This is a genomic window from Streptomyces sp. RLA131 (genome assembly GCF_056270125.1).
Genome location: NZ_JBWDOQ010000002.1, coordinates 5592855 through 5616563, shown reverse-complemented (window position 1 = coordinate 5616563; position 23709 = coordinate 5592855). Strand labels below are relative to the sequence as shown.

The following is a 23709-nucleotide window of genomic DNA, read 5'->3' as shown; positions in this document are numbered from 1 at the left end:
CGTTGCCTGCCATGAGCGCAACGATCCTGGACGCGCGCCCGCTGCCCGCGGTCCGGCTGCCCCGGCGCCCCCGGCGCGGCACCGAACTCGTGCTGCTGCTCTGCGCCGTCGGGATCGGCGTCTACGGCTACTGCGACGTCGGACTGGCCACCACCGGCCGGCTGCCCCGCGACGTCACCGGCTACGCGTGCGCGCTGGGGGCGCTGGCGCTCGTCGCGCACGGCGCGGTGCGGGCGGCGGCCCCGTACGCGGACCCGCTGCTGCTGCCGATCGCCGTCCTGCTCAACGCACTGGGCCTGACCCTGATCCACCGGCTCGACCTGGCGACCCACCGGGCCTCCGCCCCCACCCAGCTGGTCTGGTCGGCCATCGGGGTGGCGCTCTTCGTCACCGTGGTGCTCCTCCTGCGCGACTACCGCTCGGCGGCCCGGTACGCCTACATCTGTGTGGCCGCCGCCCTCGCCCTGATGACCGTGCCGATCCTCTTCCCGGCGGTGAACGGCTCCAGGATCTGGATCCAGTGCGCGGGGCTGTCCATCCAGCCCGGCGAGTTCGCGAAGGTGCTGCTGGCCGTGTTCTTCGCCGCCTACCTGGCCGACAAGCGGCACGCCCTGGCCCATGCCGGCCGCCGGCTGTGGTTCGTCCAGCTGCCCACCGGGCGGGTGCTGGGGCCGGTGCTGGCGGTGTGGGCGATCAGCGTCGGCGTCCTGGTGCTGGAGCGGGACCTGGGCACCTCACTGCTGTTCTTCGGCATGTTCGTGATCCTGCTCTACGTCGCGACCGGCCGCACCGGCTGGATCGCCGTCGGACTGCTCCTGTCCGCGGCCGGGGCGGCGCTGGTCGGCGGGCTCGAACCGCACGTCCACAGCCGGGTCCAGGACTGGCTGCATCCCTTCGCCAGCATCGACGCGGGCCGGGGGCCGGGCCAACTCGCCGAGTCGCTCTTCGCGTTCGCCGCCGGCGGGGCGCTGGGCACCGGACTGGGCCAGGGGCACTCGGTGCTCATCGGCTTCGCCGTCAAGTCCGACTTCGTCCTGGCCACCGCCGGCGAGGAGCTGGGGCTGGCGGGGCTGAGCGCGATCTTCCTGCTCTACGCCGTGCTGACCGCCCGCGGCTACAGCGCCGGACTCGCGATGCGCGACCCCTTCGGGCGGCTGCTGGCGATCGGCCTCGCCTCGGTCGTCGCACTCCAGGTGTTCGTCATCGCCGGCGGTGTGACGGACCTGATCCCGCTCACCGGCATGGCGATGCCCTTCCTGGCCCAGGGCGGCTCGTCGGTCGTCACCAACTGGGTCATCGTCGCGCTGCTGATGCTGCTCAGCGACACCGCCGGCCGGACCGCCGACGACGGGACCGCCCCGTGAACCGCCACGCCCGGCACGCCGCCGCCTTCTGCCTGCTGCTGTTCGCCGCGCTGCTGGTGAACGCCTTCCGGGTGCAGCTCGTGGACTCCGCCGCCTACGACCGCAATCCCGCCAACCGCCGCCCGCTGATCGCCCGTTACGACCATCCGCGCGGCGACATCCTGGTCGGCGGCCGCCCGGTGACCGGCTCCCGCCGCACCGGCCACCAGCTCAGATACGTACGCACCTACACCGACGGCCCGCTCTACGCCCCCGTCACCGGCTTCGCCTCGCAGACCTACGGCGGCACGCTCGTCGAGGCCGCCGCCGACGGCATCCTCGCCCCCGGCGACGACGTGCACACCACCGTCGACCCCGCCGCCCAGCGCGCCGCCTACGAGGGCCTCGGCCGCAAGAAGGGCGCCGTCGCGGCCCTGGACCCGGCGACCGGACGCGTCCTGGCCCTGGTCAGCACGCCCTCGTACGACCCGGGTTCCATCGCCGGCGCCGGAACGCGGACCACCGGCGCCTGGGCGGACCTGCTCGGCGACCCCGGCCGGCCGATGCTCAACCGGGCGCTGCGCCAGACCTATCCCCCGGGCTCCGCCTTCAAGACGGTCACCGCCGTGGCCGCGCTCGCCGTCGGGGCCGTCACGGACCTCGACGCGCCCACCGACTCGCCCGACCCCTACCCGCTGCCCGGCTCCACCGTCCGGCTCACCAACGAGTCGCGGTCCTCCGACGCCTGCCGCGACGCGAGCCTGCGGCTGGCCTACGAGATCTCCTGCAACACCGTCTTCGGCAAGCTCGGTGTCGACACCGGACTGCGCGCCATGGCCACCACCGCCGAGGCCTTCGGCTTCAACGACCGTTCGCTGCGCATCCCGTCCCGCGCCGCCACCAGCGTCTTCGACACCCGGGTGGACCGTGCCCAGCTCGCCCTGTCCTCCATCGGCCAGTACAACACCGCCGCCACGCCCCTGCAGATGGCCATGGTCGCCGCCGCCGTCGCGAACGGCGGCACCCTGATGCAGCCCCACATCATCGACCACGGCTACGGCTCGCCCTTCTCGGACTTCTCCGTCTACCGGCAGGTCATGAACCCCGCCGTGGCCGCCCGGATGCAGGAGCTGATGACCGGTGCGGTCACCGACGGCACCGGCCGCAACGCCGCCATCCGCGGCGCGGTCGTCGGCGGCAAGACCGGCACCGCCCAGAACGGCGAGAACAACCGCGGCACCCCGCTGGCCTGGTTCATCTCCTGGGCGCATCCCGTGCGGTCCCCGGGCCCGTCGGTCGCGGTCGCCGTCGTCGTCGAGGACGCCGCGGCCGACCGGGCCGACATCAGCGGCGGCGGCAACGCGGCGCCCGTCGCGCGGGCCGTGATGCGGGCCGTGCTGCGGACGGCACTGCGGTAGTGTGACCCGACCGGATCGAGGTACCGAGGAGGTGAGCCCCATTACCGCTCCAGCAGTACGGGTGCTCCCCGCCCGCGGCGACGCCTAGGCGTACGGACCGCCGGGAGCCCCGCCAGGCTTCCCGAAAGGCATTTCCTGTGCCCTCCGTTTCCGTGTCCGACATCGTCACCAGGCTCCGCGCCGCCGGCTGCGTCTTCGCCGAGGACGAGGCCCGGCTGATCGTCTCCACCGCGCGCGACTCCGCCGAGCTCGACGCCATGACCGACCGCCGCGCCGTCGGCCTCCCCCTCGAACACGTCCTGGGCTGGGCCGAGTTCTGCGGTCTGCGGCTCTCCCTCGACCCCGGCGTCTTCGTACCCCGGCGGCGCACCGAGTTCCTGGTCCGGCAGGCCGCCGCCCTCGCTCCGCCCGGGGCCGTCGTCCTCGACCTGTGCTGCGGCTCCGGCGCCCTGGGCGCCGCCCTCGCCGCCGCCCTGACGCCCGGTTCCGGCCCTGCTGTCGGTTCCGCCCCGGGCGGGCTCCACGCCGCCGACATCGACCCCGCCGCCGTCCGCTGCGCCCGCCGCAACCTCGCCCCGTTCGGCGGCCAGGTCCACGAGGGCGACCTGTACGACCCGCTGCCGGCGTCGCTGCGGGGCCGGGTCGACATCCTGCTGGCCAACGTCCCCTACGTACCCTCCGGGGAGATCGCGCTGCTGCCGGCGGAGGCCCGTGTCCACGAGGCCCGGGTCGCCCTCGACGGCGGCAGCGACGGTCTGGACATCCTGCGCCGGGTCGCCGCCGGGGCTCCGGGCTGGCTCGCTCCCGGCGGGCGTCTGCTCTTCGAGACCAGCGAACGCCAGGCGCCGCAGGCCGTCGAGGTCGTCGCCGGCTGCGGCCTGACCGCCCGTACGGCCACGTCCGACGAGCTGTACGCGACCGTCGTCGTCGGGACACTGTGCCCGTGACCCTCCCCGGCGCGGCGGCCGGGGCGGCTCAGCCCCGGCCGTCCGGCGCGGACTCTTCGGACTCCGTGCCCGCCGCGACGGCGTCCGTGACCTCGGCCACCCGGGCCGCCTCCTCGGCGGCGAAGCGGTCGGCGTCCAGCCGCTCGGCGATCTCCTCGTCCTGCGCCATGAGCAGGTCGAGGCTGGTGTCGCCCATGTCCAGGACGCCCATGTCGACGTAGGCCCGCTGGAGGCGCTCGCCCCACAGGCCGATGTCCTTGACGCACGGCACGATGCGGCTGAAGAGCAGCCGCCGGAAGAGGTGGAGGTACTCGGAGCGCTCGCTCAGTTCGTCGGCCTCGGCGCGGGGGATGCCGAAGTCCTCCAGGACCTCGGAGCCGCGCAGCCGGTCGCGCATGAGGTAGCAGCCCTCGATGACGAACTCCTCGCGTTCGCGCAGTTCGGCGTCGGTGAGCTGCTTGTAGTAGTCGCGCAACGCCATTCGCCCGAAGGCGACATGGCGGGCCTCGTCCTGCATGACGTAGGTGAGGATCTGCTTGGGGAGGGGCTTGTCGGTGGTGTCGCGGAGCATGCCGAAGGCGGCCAGCGCGAGGCCTTCGACGAGGACCTGCATGCCGAGGTAGGGCATGTCCCAGCGGGAGTCGCGCAGGGTGTCGCCGAGCAGCGCCCGCAGGGAGTCGTTGATGGGGTACGTCATGCCGATCTTGTCCCTGAGGAAGCGGGCGTAGATCTCGGCGTGGCGGGCCTCGTCCATGGTCTGGGTGGCGGAGTAGAACTTGGCGTCGAGGTCGGGGACGGACTCCACGATGCGGGCGGCGCAGATCATGGCGCCCTGTTCACCGTGCAGGAACTGGCTGAACTGCCAGGAGGCGTAGCGGCGGCGCAGTTCGCGGCGGTCGCCCTCGGACATCCGGTCCCAGTGGCGGGTGCCGTAGAGGGTGAGGTTCTGGTCAGGGACGCCCAGCGGGTCGTAGGGGTCGACCTCGATGTCCCAGTCGATCCGGGTCGCGGCGTCCCACTGCTTGTCCTTGCCCTTCTGGTAGAGGGCGAGGAGGCGGTCGCGTCCGTCGTCGTAGTCCCAGGAGAAGCGGGCGGCTCCGGTGGCTTCGACTTCCCACATGCTCTCGGACATTGGCATCCCCTTACCGCCCCTGGTGTTCCCCGGGGTATTGACGGGCTTGCTGACACAGAGTCTCATAAGGGCATGGTCGCTGTAAGCCCCCCTGCGTCGCGCGAAAAGGTAGCGGAGCGTCTGCTGGACGCCTCCGCCAAGCACTCATTCGACCCCGACACCGAACTGGACTGGGACAGCCCCTTCGAGGAGGGGAAGTGGTTCTGGCCACCGGAGCTTTGCTCGCTGTACGACACGCCGCTGTGGAAGCAGCTGGGCGAGGAGCAGCGGATCGAGCTGAGCCGGCACGAGTCGGCCTCGCTGGCCTCGATCGGCATCTGGTTCGAGATCATCCTGATGCAGCTGCTGCTGCGGCACACCTACGATCTCGACCCGACCAGCGGGCATGTGCGGTACGCCCTCACCGAGATCGCCGACGAGTGCCGGCACTCCAAGATGTTCGCCCGGCTGGTGACCCGGCTGGGCACGCCGGTCTACCGCCCGTCCCGCCGCGACCATGCTCTGGGCCGGGTCCTGAAGACGGTGTCCACCACCCCGGGCGCCTTCACCGGCACGCTGCTCGCCGAGGAGATCCTCGACTGGATGCAGCGGCTGACCTTCCCCGACGAGCGGGTCCAGCCCCTGACCCGCGGGGTCACCCGGATCCATGTCGTCGAGGAGTCCCGGCACATCCGCTACGCCCGGGAGGAGCTGGCCCGCCAGATGACGACCGCCCCGCGCTGGGAGATCGGCCTCACCCGGGTCGCCTCCGGAGAGGCGGCGCGCGTCATCGCCCGCTCGCTGATCCGGCCCGAGGTGTACGCCGCCGTCGGGCTCGACCCGGCGCACGCCGCCGAGGTGGCCCGTACCAGTGCCCACCGCCGCGACATCATGCGGCAGTCGGCGGCCAAGCTGATGATCTTCCTGGAGGAGATCGGCATGCTGCGCGGTCCGGCGCTGCCACTGTGGCGGCGTTCGGGTCTGCTCGGCTGACCGGTGCGCCGGTGATCCCGCCGGTTACGCTGCCCGCATGGACAGCAGCAAGCGCGCATACACCCGGCTCAGCGTCGAACAACGCCGTACGCAGCTGCTCGCCGCGGCGATCGACCTGTTCGGGCACCGCCGCCCCGACGACGTCTCGATCGACGACGTCGCGGCGGCCGCCGGGGTCTCGCGGCCGCTGGTCTACCGCTACTTCCCCGGCGGCAAGCAGCAGTTGTACGAGGCCGCGCTGCGCAACTCGGCCGACGTGCTGCGCGGGTGCTTCGTGGAGCCGCCGGAGGGCGAGATGACCCTCCGGCTGTCCAACGCCGTCGACCGCTATCTGGCGTACGTCGACGAGCACGACGACGCGTACTCGGCGCTGCTGCGCGGCGGCAGTGTCGCCGAGACCCGCCGCACGACCGCCATCGTGGACGAGGTGCGGCGGGCCGCCGCCGACGAGATCCTGGGGCACCTGGGAAGGCCGGAGCCCGGGCCCCGGCTGGCCATGATGGTCAGGTCCTGGATCGCCTCGGTCGAGGCGGTGTCGCTGACCTGGATCGACGAGGGCAAGCAGCCGCCCGCGGCGGAGCTGCGGGGCTGGCTGGTCGACCACTTCATCGCGCTGCTGCTGGTGTCGTCCACCACCGACGAGGAGACGGCGCGGGCGGCGCGGGCCGCGCTGGCGCAGGAGACCGCGGGGAGCCCGGCGGGCGACCTGGCCCGGCGGGTCGTGCCGCTGGCCGAGTCGCTCGCGCACCTGCTGCCGCCGGGCTGATCCGCGGTCCACGGTGGCGCCGGTCCGCGGCAGGGTGGGCCACCGACAGGGCCGGCCACCGACAGCGCGGGGCGGACCGGGGTCTTCCGGTCCGCCCCGCGCTTGTGTTCCCCGTCCGGTCACATCGGCGGGTTGCCGTGTTTGCGGGCGGGCAGCTGCGCGTGTTTGGCGCGCAGCATGGCCAGGGACCGGATGAGTACGGTCCGGGTGTCGGCGGGGTCGATGACGTCGTCGACCAGGCCGCGTTCGGCGGCGTAGTAGGGGTGCATCAGCTCTTCCTGGTACTGCTTGATGCGTTCGGCGCGGGCCGCCTCCGGGTCGGGGGCGGCGGCGATCTCGCGCCGGAAGACGACGTTGGCGGCGCCCTCGGCACCCATCACGGCGATCTCGTTGGTGGGCCAGGCGTAGGTGAGGTCGGCGCCGATGGACTGGCTGTCCATGACGATGTAGGCACCTCCGTAGGCCTTGCGCAGGATCAGCGAGATCCGGGGGACGGTGGCGTTGCAGTACGCGTACAGCAGCTTGGCACCGTGCCGGATGATGCCACCGTGCTCCTGCTCCCGGCCGGGCAGGAAGCCGGGCACGTCGACCAGGGTGACCAGCGGAATGCTGAAGGCGTCGCACATCTGGACGAAGCGGGCGGCCTTCTCGCTGGCGTTGATGTCCAGGACCCCGGCGAGGGCGGCGGGCTGGTTGGCGACGATGCCGACGACGTGACCGTCCAGGCGGGCCAGGGTGCAGATGATGTTGGCGGCCCAGGTCTCGTGGATCTCGAAGAAGTCGCCGTCGTCGACGATCTCCTCGATCACCTTGCGCATGTCGTAGGAGCGGTTGCCGTCGGCCGGCACCAGGTCCAGGAGGGAGTCGTTGCGCCGGTCGGCGGGGTCGGAGGCGGGGACGGCGGGCGGGAGTTCGCGGTTGTTGGAGGGGAGCAGGGAGACCAGGTAGCGGACCTCCTCCAGGCAGCCTGCCTCGTCGTCGTGGACGAAGCCGGCGGCGCCGGAGACCGAGCCGTGCACCTGGGCGCCGCCGAGGCCGTCGTGGCTGATCTTCTCGCCGGTGACGGCCTGTACGACGTCCGGGCCGGTGATGTACATCTGCGAGGTGCCGCGCACCATGAACACGAAGTCGGTGAGCGCCGGGGAGTAGGTGGCGCCGCCCGCGCAGGGGCCGAGCATGACGGAGATCTGCGGGATCACCCCGGAGGCGCGGACGTTGCGGCGGAAGATGCCGCCGTAGCCGGCGAGGGCGGTGACCCCCTCCTGGATCCGGGCGCCGGCGCCGTCGCTGAGGCTGATCAGCGGGGCGCCGGACGACTCGGCCATGTCCATGATCTTGTGGATCTTGGTGGCGTGGGCCTCGCCGAGCGAGCCTCCGAAGATCCGGAAGTCGTGGGCGTAGACAAAGACCGTACGGCCGTGGATCAGCCCCCAGCCGGTGACCACCCCGTCGGTGTAGGGGCGGCGGTTCTCCAGGCCGAAGCCGGTGGCGCGGTGGCGCCGCAGCGGCTCGATCTCGGTGAAGGTGCCTTCGTCGAAGAGCAGGTCCAGCCGCTCGTGGACCGTCAGTTTCCCTTTGGCCCACTGCTGTTCGGAGGCGTGCGGGCCGGGTCCCTGCCGCGCCGCCTCCTTCACCCGCCGCAGGTGCGCCGCCCGCGCCCTGGGGTCCTGGCGCGGCGGGGGTGCCGGGGCGTCTTCCGTCACCGGGGCGGGTGGCGCCGTGACGGTGATGGTGTCGGTGGCGGTCTCATCGGTGATGGTCATATTTCAGCCTTCATCCCATCGGGCCGCGGCACCACCCCTACCTGCCCCCGACTGCGTTCCGGGCCCAGCATCAGTACTGCGGCGACCGCCGCGACCAGGCAGGCCCCGGCGCCGGCGAGATAGGCCATGTGGGTGCCCTCCATGAAGGCCTCGCCGACCCGGGCCAGGACCACCGGCCGGATCTGCTCGGGCAGTTGTGCGGCTCCGGACAGGTCGCCGGACGCGATCCGGTCGACGGCCGCCCGGGGCAGCGGCAGGCCGGCGAGCGCCGCCGGGGCCGCCGTGGCCAGGTGGTGGGTGACCAGGGCGCCGGAGACGGCCACCCCGAACACCGAGCCGACCTGCCGCGAGGTGTAGCCCACCCCGGAGCCGGTACCGGCCCGTTCCTCGGGGACGGCCCGCAGCAGCGCCGCCGTCACCGGGGGCCCGGCGAAGCCCGCGCCCAGGCCGAGCAGCAGGAACTGCCACCAGTAGCTCGCGAAGCCGTCCTGGTAGTGCAGCAGCCGCAGCCCCAGCAGGCTGCCGGCGGTGGCCAGCGCGCCGATGAGGGCGGTCAGCCGCACCCCGATCCGCTCGCCCAGCACCACTCCCACGATCGACGCGACGGTGACGGTCGCGGTCATCACGACCGTACGGACGCCGGCCTGCACCGGGCTGAGGCCGTCCACCTCCTGCAGGGTGAGCATCAGCAGGAACACGGCGCCGAACATGGCCCCGAACACCGCGAAGTTGATGATCGCCCCGGCGCCGACGTGCGGATGCCGGAAGAAGCCCAGCGGCAGCATCGGGTGCTCCTGACGGGCCTCCCAGAACAGGAAGACGGCCAGGGACAGCGCGGAGGCGGCGAAGCAGCCCAGGATGCGGGCCGAGGTCCAGCCCGCCGAGTTGCCCTCGATCAGGGCGTAGGTGAGCAGCCCGACGCCGGCCACGAAGAGCCCCTGCCCGACCAGGTCCATCCCGGTCCGGCGCTCGGGACGGGTGTGCGGCAGCAGCACCGTCAGTACGGCGACGGCGAGTACACCGACCGGCAGGTTGACCCAGAACACGCTCTGCCAGCCGTACTGTTCGACCAGGACGCCGCCGATCAGCGGCCCGGCGGTCAGGGCCAGGCCGGCCACCGCGGACTGGACGCCGACCATGCGGCCGCGTGCCTTCGCGTCGGGGTAGAGCTGGGTGATGATCACCATGGAGACGGGCATCAGGACGGCGCCGGTGACGCCCTGCGCGGCGCGGGCGGCCAGCAGCATGCCGACCGAGCCGGACAGCGCGCACCAGGCGGAGGTGAGCGTGAAGCCGACGAGGGCGCCGACGAACAGCCGCTTGGCGCCGATCCGGTCGGCGAGGGCGCCGGCGCTGAGCAGCAGGCAGGAGAAGGTCAGCAGATAGGAGTCGACGACCCACTGCAGGCCGCGTACGTCGGCGTCCAGCTTCTCCTGGAGGTCGGGCAGCGCGACGTTGACGACGGTGGTGTCCAGGAACACCAGGAACAGCCCGCTGAACAGGGCCACGAGCAGCAGCGGGCTGACCCGCCCGGCGCCCTTCCCGGCAGCGGAGGCGGTGCCGGGGCCGGTGCCGGTGCCGGGGCCGGTGCCGGTGCCGGGGCCGGTGCCCGGGTCAGGGGACGACGCCGAGGAGGCGGGCTCACTCATCGCGCTCGCGCCACCCCTCGAACTCGACCAGGTCGTGGGCGCTGAAGACCTCCACGTCGGTGCTGTCCCGCAGTTCGCGCAGCCGCGCCACATTGGGCAGCCGCTCGGGGAGCACCTCCACCTTGCGCTGGAAGGCGCGCAGTCCCGGCGTGCAGTACGGCGGGGTCTCCACCTCGCCGTGGAACATGTAGGCGTCGCCGGCGTGCAGCAGCCGGCGTTCCCCGGTGTCGACGGCCACCGCGATGTGACCGCGGGTGTGGCCGGGCAGCGGGACGAGCAGGATCTCCGGCGGCAGCCCGGGGATTTTGCGTACCGCCTCGAAGCCGAACCACCGCTCTCCCTCGGCGAGTTCGTGGGTGACCCACTTCGGCCCGTGCTCCCACTGGGTGGGCCGGTAGCGGGCCCGCTCCAGCTTGGTCGCCGGGTTCATGGCGGCGTGGTGCTCCGGCTCGTAGACGTGCACCTCGGCGTGCGGGAAGTCGGCGAGGCCGCCGGTGTGGTCGCGGTCGAGGTGGGTGAGCACGATGTGCCGTACGTCCGTGGGGTCGTAGCCCAGCGCGGCCAGCCGGCGCACCGCGGTCTCCTCCGGCCGCAGTACCGGCCGGGAGCGCAGCAGGAAGGAGCGGCCCAGCCGGCCCACCGGGTCGGCGATGTCGCGGGTGCCGAAGCCGGTGTCGACGAGCACCAGTTCGCGGTCGGTCTCGATCAGCAGGCAGTGGCACACCATGTGCCCGGCTCTGAAGAAGCTCCCGTCCCCGTTGATCAGCCGGCGCGAAGGCGGCCGGTACGTCCCGAAGTTGAGGTGCCGCACACGCATCTTCTCTTCCTCTCACTCTGGCTACGGCTCTGGTGCTGCTACGCGTCCCCGGCCGCCCGGCGGGCCAGGAGCGCCAGGTACGCCCTCAGCAGCGGGCGGGCCGGGCCGCCGACCGGCAGCCACGGTGCCCGGGCCCGGTGCCAGGGCATGGCGGGCGGCGGCGGGGCCTGGCCGGTCAGTACGTCGGCCAGGTAGGCGCCGGTCGCCACCGACAGGGCCAGGCCGTGCCCGCAGCAACCGCCGGCGAACCAGGTCCCGGGGGCGGCCTGTCCGACCACCGGCAGGTCGTCGCCGGTCATGCCGATCCGGCCGGACCAGCGGTGGGTGATCCGGGCCGGTACGGGCAGCCGGCCGGCCAGCCACTCCCAGGCCGCCTCGTGCCGCCGCGGCCGGCCGTCCGGCGGGCAGCCGACCGGGCCGCCGCCCATGACCAGCCGGCCGTCCGGGGTCAGCCGGTAGTACGGGGCCAGCGGTGTCACGTCGATGACCGCCTCGCGGCCCAGCTCCTCGCGGGCGGCGGGCGGCAGCGGGGCGGTGGCGAGGGCGTGCAGTTCCAGCGGGGCGACCGTGCCGACCGGCAGCCGCAGCGGACCGGCGAAGCCGCCCGCGGCGACCACCGTGGCGCGCCGGGCCCGTACGGTGCCGCGCGGCAGGGTCAGTTCCCCGCCGCCCAGCCGCAGCACCGGGCTGTGGTCGTAGCGGCGGACGCCGAGCCGGGCCACCTCGGCGGCCAGCGCGGCGACCAGCGCAGCCGGGTCGAGGCCGGCGGCGACCGGGAAGCGCAGCGCCGCGCGGAAGCGTCCGGGGTCGGGCAGCAGCAGCGGGTCGAGGCCGAGTTCGTGGTAGGACCGTGCCTGGCGGAGCAGAGTGCGTTCGGCGCGCGGGGAGTTGGCGACCAGCAGCTGGCCGTCGACGGACAGGCCGCAGTCGGCGCCGAGTTCCTCGACGAGCCGGACGGCCTGCCGCACCCATGTGACGCTGGCCTCGTAGCAGGCGCGGGCGGTCGCGTCGCCGAACCGGCGGCGTGCCGTGTCGATCGCCGGTCCGATCCGCGGGCCGAGCAGTCCGGTGCCGCGCCCGCTGGCGCCGGCTCCGGGCTGCCCGGCGTCGACGAGCAGCACGTCGAGTGACGGGTCGCGGCGGATCAGGTGGTAGGCGGTGGCCAGCCCGGTCAGCCCGGCGCCGACGATCGCGACATCGGCGGTCAGCCGTCCCTCGGCCCGGGGGGCCGGCGGGGTGTCGGGCCGGCGCCACGGCGGCTCAGCGACTCGCGTACGCATCCTGCCGCTCCCCCGTGACGAGTCCCCGGAACCGCTGGTCGTGCCAGACCAGGGGTTCGCCCCCGCCGCTGCGCACGGAGGCCACTCTGCCCACGACGACGCTGTGATCGCCATACCGCCGCTCGTCGGCCAGCACGCACGACGCCCAGCCCAGGGAGTCGGCGAGCACCGGGATGCCCAGCGACCACTGGAACTCCACCCCGTCGAACTTGCCCGGCCCGGCCTTGCCGGCGAAGACCGAGGCCAGCGCGGACTGGTCGGCCCGCAGCAGGTGGATGGCGAAGGCGCGCCGGGTGCGGATCGCGGCCAGGGTGGCGGAGCCGCTGCTGATGCAGGCCAGCATCATGGGCGGGTGCAGGGACAGGGTGGTCACGGCCGACGCGGTGAGTCCCAGTGGCTCGCCGTCGGGGCCGCAGGTGGTCACCACGGTCACGCCGGCGGCGAGCTTGCGGTAGAGGTCCAGACAGCTCTCCGGGGAGCGGTCCGGCCCGCCCGCGTACGCGCGGCTCAGCACCGCTCCGGCGTGGTTCACGGCTGTGCCGCTCCCGCCGTGACGGCCCGGTCCTCGGTGACGGTCTCCTGCACCTCGCCGAGCAGACCGGCGAGGATCTTGAGGATGTTGTCCCGGAGCGCGGCCTCCGCGACCGGTTCGAGGATCGCCGCCAGGGTGGGGATCCCGAGGTCGAACTCGGCCTCGAAACGCACCAGGGTGCCGCCGCCGTCGGCGGTGACGCGCCAGGTGCCGCGGAAGGTCGCGAAGTCCCCGGTGACCTGCTCGAAGCCCAGGGACAGCTGCTCGGGGGCGAAGGTGTCGCGCTCGGTCCACTTGAGCAGGCCGTTGCGGAAGTGGACCGTCCACTCCGACAGTACGGAGCCGTCCGGCGACGGCGGGTGCACGACCACGTTCTCCACGGTCGCGGTCAGCTCGGGGTAGCGGGCGAACTCACTGATCCGGTCGTAGGCCTCGGCGGGGGCGACCGCCGGGGCGAGTGCGTCGATGATTACGGTGGGCATGTCGGGTTCCTTGTCATCAGGCGCGTTCCGCGACCGCGGTCAGCGCTTCGTCGAGCACCCGCAGGAAGAGCTGGACCTCGTCCTCGGTCAGCGTCGCCGGCGGGGTGAAACGGATCACCTCCGAGGCGTTCAGGGAGTGGTTGACCAGGACGCCCCGCTCCATGAACTCCAGCAGCAGCTCACCGACGTACCGCTGGTGCGCCGCCTCCATCCCGATCAGCAGGCCGCGTCCCCGGATGTCGGCCACCAGGTGCGGCGCCCGCCGGTCCACCACGGTCCGGATGCCGGCGAGCAGCCGGGTGCCGAGCACGGCGGCCCGGTCCACGATCCCCTCGTCGCGGATGGTCTCCACCGCCGCGCGGGCAGCGGCGCAGGCGATGGGGGACGCCCCGAAGGTGGAGGAGTGCAGGATCGGGTCCCGTCCGAAGGGCAGATACGCCGCCGGCCGGGCGACCATCGCCGCCGCCGGCACCACTCCCCCGGACAGGCCCTTGCCGACGAGCAGCACATCGGGCACGACCGCCTCGTTCTCGCAGCCGAACCAGACTCCGAGCCGGCCGAGGCCGCTCTGGATCTCGTCCACGATCAGGAACGCGTCGAACTCCCGGCACAGTTCGGCGACGCCGTGCAGATAGCCGGGCGGTGGCACCCGCACCCCGCCCTCGCCCTGTACGGGTTCGACGATGACGCAGCCGCGTCCGCCGCTGGCCGCCAGCGCGTCGCGCATCGCCATCAGGTCGCCGAAGCGGACCTGCCGGGTGTCCGGCAGCAGGGGCCGGAACGGCTCCTGGTACTTGCTGTTGGCGGTGACGCTGAGCGCGCCGAGTGTCTTGCCGTGGAAGCCGCGCTCGGTGGTGATCAGCGCGTTCTTGCCGTGGGCCCGGGCCAGTTTCAGCCCGGCCTCGGTCGCCTCGGCCCCCGAGTTGACGAAGTGGACGAAGTCCAGGTCGCCGGGGGTCACCGAGGCCAGGGCCTCGGCCGCGGCGGCGCTCACCGGCTCCAGGAAGACCCGGGTCGCCAGTGGGTGTGCGTCGATCTGCCGTTTGACGGCCTCCACCACCCGGGGGTGGCGGTGGCCGAGGATGAAGACGCCGTAACCGCCGAAGTCCAGGTAGCGCCGGCCGTCGGCGGCGGTGATCCAGGCGCCCTCGGAACGGGTCTCCACGACCGCGCCCAGCATCCGGGCCAGGGAGGCCTTGCCGGGGCCGAAGTGCCGTTCGTAGCGCAGCCCGGTCCGCTCCGCGGCGGTCGCCCCCTCGGCCTCCGGTGACTCCTGCGCCTTCGGTGACTCCTTTGCTTTTTGGGTCAGTTCGCTGTTCACGCCACCGCCTCCCGGGCCGGCATCCTGGTGGCGATCCAGTACTCGATGGACTTCTCGAAGCCGGCCATCAGCGCGGCGTGGGTGACCTCGTCGGCCATGCCCAGCGCCTCGAACGAGGACTCCATCGCGGACGAGACCTGGAACAGCAGCAGCATCTCGATGAAGCCCCGGAACTGCCGTCGCAGCGACGGCGGGACGACGTCCTCCATCAGCGGCATCAGCAGCCGGTCCACGGCCTCCGACGGCATCATCCGCGGCGGGTGCTGCGGGGCGTGGCCGGTGCGTGCGGCGACCCGGAGGATCAGGTCGACGTACTCGCCCAGGGTCGGCGAGTTGCGCCCCGCGGTGAGCCAGTACTCGCCGCTGGTGACACTGCCCCTGATCAGCTTGCCCACGCCGCGGGCCACCACGTCCTGCGGGATGGCGTCGAACGGCGAGCCGGGGTCGGCGGGCACCACCGGGATGGTGCCCTGGACGATGCCGCCCAGCACCTTGTGCATGCCCTGGAACGCGGCGATCCGGCCGGTACGGGAGTCCCCGCCCACCACGGACGGGCGGACGATGGCGGCCGGCAGCCCGCTCTCCCGGACGACCTGCTCGGCGGCGATCTTGGAGTCGACGTAGGCGGCCGGGCCGGTGTCGGCGTTCTCGTCGTCCTGGGGCCGGGCCACGAAGGCGGTACTGACGTAGTAGAAGGGCGCCCCGGCGGACTCGGCGAAGCCGAGCATGTGCCGGGTGCCGGTGACGTTGGCGGCGAACAGCTGCTCGCGGGGGCTGCGCCAGCCGGTGCGGGCCGCTGAGTGCAGCACCACGTCCACCCGGCGGGCCAGCTCCTGGGCGGCCCCGTCCCCCAGCCCCAGCCGCGGGTCGGCCAGGGTGCCCTGGACCTCCTCCACCCGGGGGTCGTCCACAGCGGTCCTGTGCCGCATTCCGATCAGGTGGTAGTCGGTGGCCAGCTCTTCGACGAAGGCCCGCCCGAGCACACCGGTAGCCCCGGTGAGCAGCAGCGTCGGCTTACTCATTGCTCGTGCTCCCTAAACTATTTCCAGCGGCTGGCCGGCGATGTAACGGGCCAGCGGGGCGGACATCTTGCTGCGGCCGGGCGGGTGCAGACCGAGCCCGTTCACGGCGGCCGCGAGGTAGCCGATGTCGTCGGAGCTCATGAAGTTCAGTCCGCCGAGCAGTTCCACGGCCCGGGGCACCACACGGGCGATGGCGTCCTGGGCGGCGTAGCGGACGTACAGCGAGTCCACCAGCAGATCCGGCTCGCACAGGGTGTTGCGGGTCTGCCTGGCCACGTTCTCCACCGCCGCCATGGCCGCCTCGACCTCGCCGACCAGCCGCACCCGCTCGATCTCCGGTATCCGCTCACTGGCGACGAGGCGCTCCACCAGGGCGCTGGCCGCGCCGAGGTAGCTGGCGGTCATCAGCAGCTCGAACCAGACGAACCCGGTGGTCTGGATGGCGTCCAGCACCTCGCCCTCGGGCACGTCGGTACGGACCACCAGGTCGTGCGGCACCAGGACGTCCTTGACGGTGACCTGGTCGCTCTCCGCGCCGGCCAGCGCGAAGCTGCCCCAGAACGGGGCCACGCTGATCCCCGGGCCGTCGGCCGGGATGAGCACCACGGCCAGTTGCTCGCCCGTGCCGTCCTGGCGGGGCACCATGACGCTGGCCGTCAGCAGGTCCATCGAACGGGCCAGGCTGCACGGCCGCTTCGCGCCGCTGACCCGGACCCCGTCCTCGGTGACCTGGCCGGTCATGGTCGGCCGCAGGATGCTGCCGCCGGGCTGTCCCTCGGCGAAGCCGGAGGCCAGCAGCAGGTCGCGCTCCACGATGCCGGCCAGCAGCATCCACTCGAAGCCGTTACCGGTCTCGCTCAGCACCACCAGGCTGGCCAGCGAGAAGTGGTGCATGGTGGTGGCCACCGCCAGTGACGGCGACCGCGAGCCGATGGCCCGCTGCACTCGTACGGCGCTCAGCGCGTCGGCCCCCTTGCCGCCGTGCTCGGTGGGCACCAGCAGCCCGGCGCCCCCCAGTTCCTTGAACGCCTTGATGCCGGGATTCCCCGGGCTCTCCAGCTCGCCGAGCGGACGGCTCGCCAGTTCGGCGTCCAGTCCCGGCAGGAGTGCCTCCAGGGCAGCCCGCTCCCTCCCCAAAAACCCCATGTCCTCTGCCTTTCAAGGATGTTCAGATGGCGTTCGCCAGGCGCATGAGCCGCCAGATCGCCGCCGGACTCGGCTTGCCCTCGAACGCGATGTACTCGGGCAGCACCACATGCGGATCCCATTTCTCCTTGTAGGCGAGCTGGGTCCGCGACGGGTAGACCTTCTCCCCGTGCTCGGCCAGGAAGCGCACGATCCGGCCGACCGTGGGGCTTGCCCCCGCCACCTCGTGCCCGGGGTCCAGCCCCACGAACGGGGTGAAGCCCAGGTGCAGCCACTGCGCGCCCTCACCGGTCAGGGTGCCGACGGCGGCGGCGTTGATCGCCTCCATCACCCCGGGCGGCGCCTCCCTGCGCCGCCGGGTCAGGTCGTGCAGCCAGCCCGGCCGGCTGCCGTGGACCGGCGAGTACGAGATGTAGCCGATCGCCGCCCCGTCGATCCGGCCCACGAACAGCCGCCGCAGCGACGCCGCCTCCCCCGTACGCTCCCCGATCAGGAACGCCAGCTCCTTGGCGAACCGCCCCTTGCCGCGCAGCCAGTCCCGGTCCAGCTCGGTCAGCTCGGCGTCGACCGCGACCGGGTCGGCCTCCTCGACGACCAGCCCGCTGCGCCTGGCGCGGGAGATCTTGTTGCGCAGCCGTACGAACTTCGAACCGCGCAGGGTGAAATCGGCCAGCCGGATCACATACGAGGAACCGATCTGGTTGACCGTGAAACCGCCCTCCGCATAGAGGCCGGCCTCCGCGTCCTGGAGCTGTACCGCGACGATCCGCTTGCGTATTCCCGCGGCGTGCGCGCGGAAAGCGGCGAGCAGGGCGGCCCGGTCGGCCGGCGCGGCGAACGGCGCCGCGAACTGGACGAGAAAGCGGCCCGATGTGCGATAGGCGACCAGTCCGTCGATTCCGTCGGTCCGGAAGTACTCGGTCCCCTTGTTGAGGGCGAGAAAGGCACTGGAGTTGTCCGCGTGCCGGGCGAGAGTTCCGTGGATGTCCTCAAGCGCGGGAGTGGCTGACAGCATCAGCGGAACTCCTCACCGTGACGGGGGAGATCCGGCCGGCCGACTCGTACTCCCTCTCGAAGGCGGCGAACAGCCGGTGCCTCTCCGGCTCGAACCGGACCCCGAAGGGCTTGAGGGAGTTGCCGAAGATACCGCGGTCGCCGAGCAGGTGGATGGGAAGGGCGAGCAGCGCCCACTCCGGCTTCACCAGCCAGGCCCACAGGCCGGCGACGACGCTGCCGGTCACCAGGCTGTGCATGACGTTGTACGCCACGTAGAAGCCCTTGGGAATATCCCCGGTGGCCGACCTGCGGAAGGCGATCGCGCCGGGGATGTATCCGATCAGGTCGATGACCACGAACAGGCCGATGAACACCGGCCATTCGATCTTTCCGAAATGGATGATGGCGAGGACAATGGCGACGCCGAGTCCTACGAGCCACTCCAGACGGGACAGCAGGAAGGTCTTTCTCGTTTCGAAGCGATTCAGTGCATCCAATTTCATCCCCACCTCTTACCGTGCCGTAGCACCGGATGGCTCAAAGTATGCACTGGGACGAGCCGTACACCTGGTGTCAATTCCCCCCTCACGCACCCCTATCTATACGGAGAGCCGATACCCGTTTACGGAAAGAGCAGGTAGAGGGGCGGGGCCCGGCCCCTGCCCCCCTACCCGCGCGCCCGGTGACCGGTCAGACGCCGAGCTCCTTCTCGATGAAGGAGAACATCTCGTCGTCGGTCGCGGAGTCGATCTGGTCCGCGACCCCCTCGTCGGCCAGCTCCCCGCTCCCGTCCAGGGTCGCGAGGATGTCCTTGAGCCGGGTGGCCAGCCGGCCGCGCACCACACCCTCGACGGTGTGCCGGGACAGCGAGTCCTCGATCCGGTCCAGTTCGGCGAAGAGCCGCAGGACCCCGGCCTCGTCGTCCTCCGTTCCCTCGAACCGGTCCATCAGGTGGTCGGTCAGGTCGGCCGAGGTCGGGTAGTCGAAGATCAGCGTGGCCGGAAGCTGCAGTCCGGTCGCCGCGTTGAGCTGGTTGCGGAAGTCCAGCGCGGTGAGCGAGTCGAAGCCGAACTCCTGGAACGGCTTGCCCGGCTCGATCTCCGCCCCGCCGGCGAATCCCAGGATCGCGGCCACCTGAGTCCGTACCAACTCCAGCAGGGTGCTGTGCTTTTCGGCCGAGGTGAGTCCGGCGAGGCGGCTTTCGAGTTCGGCGGCGCCGGATGCTTCGGTGCCGCCCTGTGCGGTGCGGCGTACGGGGGCGGGCAGAAGGGCCCGCAGCAGGGCGGGAACGCCGTCACCGCCCGAGCGCAGCGCCACCGGGTCGACCCGCAGCGGCACGAACACACCCTGCGCGGCGCCCAGTCCCGCATCGAACGACGCGAGCCCCTCGGCGACAGTGAGCGGCGGAAGGCCCTGCCGCCGCATCCGCTCCAGATCCGACTCCCCCAGCCACTGGCTCAGCCCTGTGTCGGTGTCCCAGAGGCCGTAGGCGAGGGCGACGCCGGGCAGGCCCTGGGCGCGGCGATGCGCGGCCAGGGTGTCCAGGAAGGCGTTGGCGGCCGCGTAGTTGGCCTGACCGGCCGCCAGCACCATCCCACCCGCCGAGGAGAACATCACAAACGCCGACAACGGCAGATCACGCGTCAACTCGTGCAGATGCCAGGCCGCATCCGCCTTCGGACCCAGCACCGCGTCCACCCGCTCCGGCGACAACGCGTCCACCAGACCGTTGTCACCCACACCCGCCGCATGCACCACCCCGATCAGCGGATGCTCCGCCGGAACACCGTCCAGTACGGCCGCCAAAGCCGCCCGGTCCGCGACATCCACCGCCGCCACCGCCACCTCGGCACCCAACCCGGCCAGCTCAGCGACCAACTCCGCTGCCCCGGCCGCACGTTCACCACTACGACTGGCCAGCACCAGATGACGTATCCCGTGCTCGGTGACCAGATGCCGCGCCACCAAAGCACCCAGACCACCCGTACCACCGGTCACCAGCACCGTCCCCGACGGGTCCAGGGTCAGCTCCGTCCCGGGGAGTGAGGCCCGCCGCAGCCGGGGCACCAGCACCCGACCCGCCCGCACCGCCAACTCCGGTTCACCACCGGCCAACGCACCCGTCAGAGCTTCCCGCGAGGCCGGATCGTCATCGACATCCACCAGCACGAACCGCCCCGGATGCTCCGCCTGCGCCGCCCGCACCAGACCCCACACCGGACCCTGCGACAACACCACATCCTCATCAGGACCGACCGCCACACCACCCCGCGTCACCACCACCAGACGCGCGTCCACCGACCCCTCGTCCGACAGGAACGACTGAACCCGCTCCAGCACGCCGTTGAGGGCGGCCCGCACCGCGCCGGGTACGTCGTCGGCCCCGGCGTCGGGGACCTCGAACGTCACCACATCACCGGCGACACCGGCACCCGCACCGGCGGGCGCCGACCACTCCACCCCGAACAGCACCTCCGACGAAGCCCGCCCCGCCGCCGCCAACTGCTCGGCGGAGACCGGCCGCAGGGCGAGTGCCTCGACCGACAGCACCGGGGCCCCGGTCGGGTCGGCGACCGTCAGCCGCACCGCTCCGGAGCCGGAGCCGGCGTCCGCGGGCGCCACCCGTACCCGGACCGTCGAGGCGCCGGCCGCCAGGAGTGCCACGCCACGCCACGCGAAGGGCAGGCAGGGGCGTCCGGGCTCCACACCCTCGACGAACTCGCCGAGGCTGATGGCGTGCAGCGAGGCGTCCAGCAGTGCCGGATGCAGCCCGAACCTTTCCGCCTCCGTACGGGCGTCCTCCGGCAGCGTCACCTCGGCGAACACCTCGTCGCCGCGCCGCCAGGCGGCATGCAGGCCCTGGAAGACCGGCCCGTACTGCAATCCGAGATCGCCCAGGTCGGCGTACATGGCGTCCACCGGCACCGGCTCGGCGTCGCGCGGCGGCCACTGGCGCAGGTCCCCGGGGTCCGCGACGGCGCCGGGGGCGAGCAGCCCCTCGGCATGCAGGGTCCACGGGGCCGCCGGTCCCGCGTCCTCGGCCCGTGAGTACAGCGACACGGACCGGACGCCGGACTCCGCCGGGCTGCCCACGACCACCTGCACCTGGACCGCGCCGCGTTCCGGCAGCACCAGGGGCGCCTGGAGCGTCAGCTCTTCGAGCCGTCCGCAGCCCGTGCGGTCCCCGGCCTGCAGCGCCATCTCCACGAACGCGGTGCCCGGCAGCAGCACGCTGCCCAGTACCGCGTGGTCGGCCAGCCACGGCTGGGCCGCCCGCGACACCCTTCCGCTCAGCACCAGCGGGCCGTCCGCCGCGAGTTCGGTGACCGCGCCCAGCAGCGGGTGTTCCACCGCGCCCAGCCCGGCCGCCCCGACGTCCACCGCCGTGCCCGCGCCGGACCCGTCCAGCCAGTAGCGCTGCCGGTCGAAGGCGTACGTGGGCAGTTCCACCGGCCACCCGGCGGCGCCCGTCGCGCCCGTCGCGCCGGCCAGCGCCGGATGGGCCTGCCAGTCGACCCGCACCCCGTGCACATGCAGGCCGGCGAGTGCCTCGGCCGCCGTGCGGGGCTCGGACCGGTCCTTGCGTACGAGCGGTACGACCACCACATCCGGCCGCTCGTCGGCGAGCACCTGGCGGGCCAGGGCGGTCAGCACCCCGTCGGGGCCGGCCTCCACCAGCACCCGTGCCCCGGCGGCCACGGCGGCCCGCACCCCGTCGGCGAAGCGCACGGCGCCCCGTACGTGGCCGACCCAGTACTCCGCATCCTCCAGCTGCCCGGGGCCGGCCACCTGACCGGTGACGTTCGACACGACGGGAATCCGGGGCGGCGCGTACGAGACGGTGCGCGCGATCTGCCGGAAATCCTCCAGCATCGGGTCCATCAGCGGCGAGTGGAAGGCGTGCGAGACCCGCAGCCGGTGGGTCTTGCGCCCCCGCCCGGCCAGGGTGGCGGCGATCGCCGTGACGGCCTCCTCCGCGCCCGAGATCACCGTCGCCGAGGGGCCGTTGACCGCCGCGATGTCGGCCGCGTCCTCGTGGCCGGCCAGCAGCGCGGCCACCTCGGCCTCCTCGGCCTGGACGGCGACCATGGCGCCGCCCGCCGGCAGCGCCTGCATCAGCCGGCCCCGGGCGGTGACCAGCCGGGCCGCGTCCGCGAGCGAGAACACCCCGGCGACATGGGCGGCGGCCAGCTCACCGATGGAGTGCCCGACCAGCACCTCCGGGCGCACACCGAGGGACTCCAGCAGCCGGAAGGCGGCCACCTCGAAGGCGAACAGCGCCGGCTGGGTGGAACTCGTCTCGTCCAGGAGCGCCGCGTCACCGCCCTCGATCACCGAGGCGATGGGCCGGTCCAGATGCTTGTCCAGCTCGGCGCAGACCTCGTCCCAGGCGGCGGCGAACACCGGGAACGCGGCGTACAACTCACCTCCCATACCCAGCCGTTGCGCGCCCTGGCCGGTGAACAGCACGCCCACCTTCGGCACACCGCCCGCCACGCCCGTCACCACACCGGACGCGGCGGTACCCGCGGCGAGCGCCTCCAGGCCGGCCAGCAGCTCGTCCCGGTCCGCGCCGACGACCACCGCCCGCTGGTCGAACTGCGAACGCGCGGTCAGTGTCACGGCCACCTCGGCGGCGCCCAGCTCCGGCCGCGCCAGCGCGAAGTCCCGCAGCCGTCGCGCCTGTCCGCGCAGTGCCTCGGCGCCGCGTGCCGAGAGCGGCCACGGGACCAGTCCGTCGCGTTCGGCGGGCGCCGACACGGACTCGGCGGCGGGCTCGGGTTCGGCCTGTTCCAGGATGACGTGGGCGTTGGTGCCGCTGATCCCGAACGACGACACGGCCGACCGGCGCGGCCGGTCGGTCTGCGGCCACTCCCGCTGCTCGGTCAGCAGCTCCACCGCGCCCGACGACCAGTCCACATGCGGGGAAGGCGCGTCCACGTGCAGCGTCCTGGGCAGGACGCCGTGGCGCATCGCCATCACCATCTTGATGACACCGCCCACCCCGGCGGCCGCCTGCGCGTGCCCGATGTTCGATTTGAAGGACCCGAGCCACAGCGGCCGGTCCTGCGGGCGGCCCTGGCCATAGGTGGCCAGCAGGGCCTGTGCCTCGATCGGGTCGCCCAGCGTGGTGCCCGTGCCGTGCGCCTCGACCGTGTCGACGTCCGCCGTGGACAGCCCGGCCGTGGCCAGCGCCTGGCGGATGACCCGCTCCTGCGAGGGACCGTTGGGGGCGGTGAGCCCGTTGCTGGCACCGTCCTGGTTGACCGCGCTGCTCCGGACGACGGCCAGGACGCGGTGGCCGTTGGCACGGGCCCTCGACAGCCGCTCCAGCACCAGCACACCCACACCCTCGGCCCACGACGTACCGTCCGCACCCGCCGCGAACGACTTGCACCGGCCATCGGGCGCCAGACCCCGCTGACGACTGAACTCCAGGAACATCCCCGGCGTCGCCATCACCGTCACACCACCGGCCAACGCCAGATCACACTCACCCGAACGCAACGCCTGACCCGCCAGATGCAACGCCACCAACGACGACGAACACGCCGTGTCCACCGTCACCGCAGGACCCTCGAACCCCAACGTGTAGGACACCCGGCCCGAGATCAGGCTTCCGCCGCTGGTCGAGGCGTAGACCTCGCCCAGCCCGTAGTCGTGGTACATCACGCCCGCGAAGACCCCGGTACGGGAGCCGCGCAGCGACAGCGGGTCGATGCCGGCCCGCTCCACCGCCTCCCAGGAGGCCTCCAGGAGGATGCGCTGCTGGGGGTCGATCGTGGTGGCCTCGCGGGGGGCGATGCCGAAGAAGCGCGGATCGAAGTCGGCGGCGTCGTAGAGGAATCCGCCGCTGCGGCAGTACGAGGTCCCCTGATGCCCGGGGTCCGGGTGGAAGAGGCCGTCGATGTCCCAGCCCCGGTCGAGCGGGACGTCGGAGATCGCGTCCCGGCCCTCGGTGACCAGCTGCCACAGATCCTCGGGGGATGTCACCCCGCTCGGGTAGCGGCAGGCCATGCCGACGATCGCGATCGGCTCCCGGTCCTTGTCCTGAACGTCCTGGAGCCGCTTCCTCGTCGTGTGCAGCTCAGCAGTGACACGCTTGAGGTAGTCGACCAACTG

The 23709-nt window shown here is 72.6% G+C and carries 17 protein-coding genes and 1 pseudogene; 5 read left to right on the top strand and 13 right to left on the bottom strand.

What is annotated here, in order from left to right; genetic code table 11:
• The first annotated feature begins 11 nt into the window (after positions 1–11).
• The 3 genes from RWE79_RS26450 to RWE79_RS26440 all read left to right on the top strand — a co-directional run bounded on the left by RWE79_RS26450 (position 12) and on the right by RWE79_RS26440 (position 3708).
• A complete protein-coding gene (locus RWE79_RS26450) occupies positions 12–1364 on the top strand; it encodes an FtsW/RodA/SpoVE family cell cycle protein (protein WP_475942561.1) in 1353 nt (450 codons plus the stop codon).
• Entirely contained in the window at positions 1361–2761 is a 1401-nt protein-coding gene (locus RWE79_RS26445) for a penicillin-binding transpeptidase domain-containing protein (RefSeq protein WP_475942560.1), read from the top strand. Before RWE79_RS26450 ends, RWE79_RS26445 begins: the two co-directional genes overlap by 4 nt.
• A gap of 152 nt (positions 2762–2913) precedes the next feature.
• Positions 2914–3708 (top strand): putative protein N(5)-glutamine methyltransferase, encoded by a 795-nt coding sequence (locus RWE79_RS26440; protein ID WP_475942559.1) that lies wholly within the window; start codon positions 2914–2916, stop codon positions 3706–3708.
• Positions 3709–3736: 28 nt separating this feature from the next.
• Here the strand turns inward: RWE79_RS26440 and RWE79_RS26435 are convergent, their stop codons facing one another.
• A complete protein-coding gene (locus tag RWE79_RS26435) occupies positions 3737–4846 on the bottom strand; it encodes a ferritin-like domain-containing protein (RefSeq protein ID WP_475942558.1) in 1110 nt (369 codons plus the stop codon).
• 66 nt (positions 4847–4912) lie between these two features.
• On the opposite strand from RWE79_RS26435, the gene RWE79_RS26430 reads away from it, so the two are divergent.
• Positions 4913–5812 carry an AurF N-oxygenase family protein gene (locus tag RWE79_RS26430; protein ID WP_475942557.1) on the top strand — a complete coding sequence of 300 codons (900 nt, stop codon included), beginning with the start codon at positions 4913–4915 and terminating at the stop codon, positions 5810–5812.
• A 37-nt stretch (positions 5813–5849) separates the two neighbouring features.
• Entirely contained in the window at positions 5850–6578 is a 729-nt protein-coding gene (locus RWE79_RS26425) for a TetR/AcrR family transcriptional regulator (RefSeq protein WP_475942556.1), read from the top strand.
• Between the two features lie 119 nt (positions 6579–6697).
• On the opposite strand, the gene RWE79_RS26420 is transcribed toward RWE79_RS26425, so the two are convergent.
• The 12 genes and pseudogenes from RWE79_RS26420 to RWE79_RS26365 all read right to left on the bottom strand — a co-directional run.
• Positions 6698–8341 carry an acyl-CoA carboxylase subunit beta gene (locus RWE79_RS26420; protein WP_475942555.1) on the bottom strand — a complete coding sequence of 548 codons (1644 nt, stop codon included), beginning with the start codon at positions 8339–8341 and terminating at the stop codon, positions 6698–6700.
• A complete protein-coding gene (locus RWE79_RS26415) occupies positions 8338–9990 on the bottom strand; it encodes an MFS transporter (protein ID WP_475942554.1) in 1653 nt (550 codons plus the stop codon). Before RWE79_RS26415 ends, RWE79_RS26420 begins: the two co-directional genes overlap by 4 nt.
• Complete coding sequence (locus RWE79_RS26410) at positions 9983–10807, bottom strand: MBL fold metallo-hydrolase (RefSeq protein WP_475942553.1); 825 nt, start codon at positions 10805–10807, stop codon at positions 9983–9985. The genes RWE79_RS26415 and RWE79_RS26410 overlap by 8 nt, the downstream gene beginning before the upstream one ends.
• Before the next feature lie 38 nt (positions 10808–10845).
• Positions 10846–12087: an NAD(P)/FAD-dependent oxidoreductase gene (locus RWE79_RS26405; RefSeq protein ID WP_475942552.1), complete on the bottom strand. Its 1242-nt coding sequence runs from the start codon at positions 12085–12087 to the stop codon at positions 10846–10848.
• Entirely contained in the window at positions 12068–12619 is a 552-nt protein-coding gene (locus RWE79_RS26400; protein ID WP_475942551.1) for a flavin reductase family protein, read from the bottom strand. The genes RWE79_RS26405 and RWE79_RS26400 overlap by 20 nt, the downstream gene beginning before the upstream one ends.
• Positions 12616–13101 (bottom strand): SRPBCC family protein, encoded by a 486-nt coding sequence (locus RWE79_RS26395; RefSeq protein ID WP_475942550.1) that lies wholly within the window; start codon positions 13099–13101, stop codon positions 12616–12618. The genes RWE79_RS26400 and RWE79_RS26395 overlap by 4 nt, the downstream gene beginning before the upstream one ends.
• A gap of 16 nt (positions 13102–13117) precedes the next feature.
• The gene (locus tag RWE79_RS26390; RefSeq protein ID WP_475942549.1) at positions 13118–14422 is read right to left on the bottom strand and encodes an aspartate aminotransferase family protein; all 1305 of its coding nucleotides are present in this window, start codon (positions 14420–14422) and stop codon (positions 13118–13120) included.
• On the bottom strand, positions 14419–15444 hold the full coding sequence (locus RWE79_RS26385; RefSeq protein ID WP_475942548.1) for an SDR family oxidoreductase: 1026 nt from the start codon (positions 15442–15444) through the stop codon (positions 14419–14421). Before RWE79_RS26385 ends, RWE79_RS26390 begins: the two co-directional genes overlap by 4 nt.
• 12 nt (positions 15445–15456) lie before the next feature.
• The gene (locus tag RWE79_RS26380) at positions 15457–16590 is read right to left on the bottom strand and encodes an acyl-CoA dehydrogenase family protein (protein WP_475942547.1); all 1134 of its coding nucleotides are present in this window, start codon (positions 16588–16590) and stop codon (positions 15457–15459) included.
• A 22-nt stretch (positions 16591–16612) separates the two neighbouring features.
• Complete coding sequence (locus RWE79_RS26375) at positions 16613–17605, bottom strand: phosphatidylglycerol lysyltransferase domain-containing protein (RefSeq protein ID WP_475942546.1); 993 nt, start codon at positions 17603–17605, stop codon at positions 16613–16615.
• Entirely contained in the window at positions 17580–18083 is a 504-nt protein-coding gene (locus RWE79_RS26370; RefSeq protein ID WP_475942545.1) for a hypothetical protein, read from the bottom strand. Before RWE79_RS26370 ends, RWE79_RS26375 begins: the two co-directional genes overlap by 26 nt.
• A gap of 193 nt (positions 18084–18276) precedes the next feature.
• Positions 18277–23682, bottom strand: a pseudogene (locus tag RWE79_RS26365) (type I polyketide synthase); the annotation flags it as partial.
• Positions 23683–23709: the final 27 nt, after the last annotated feature.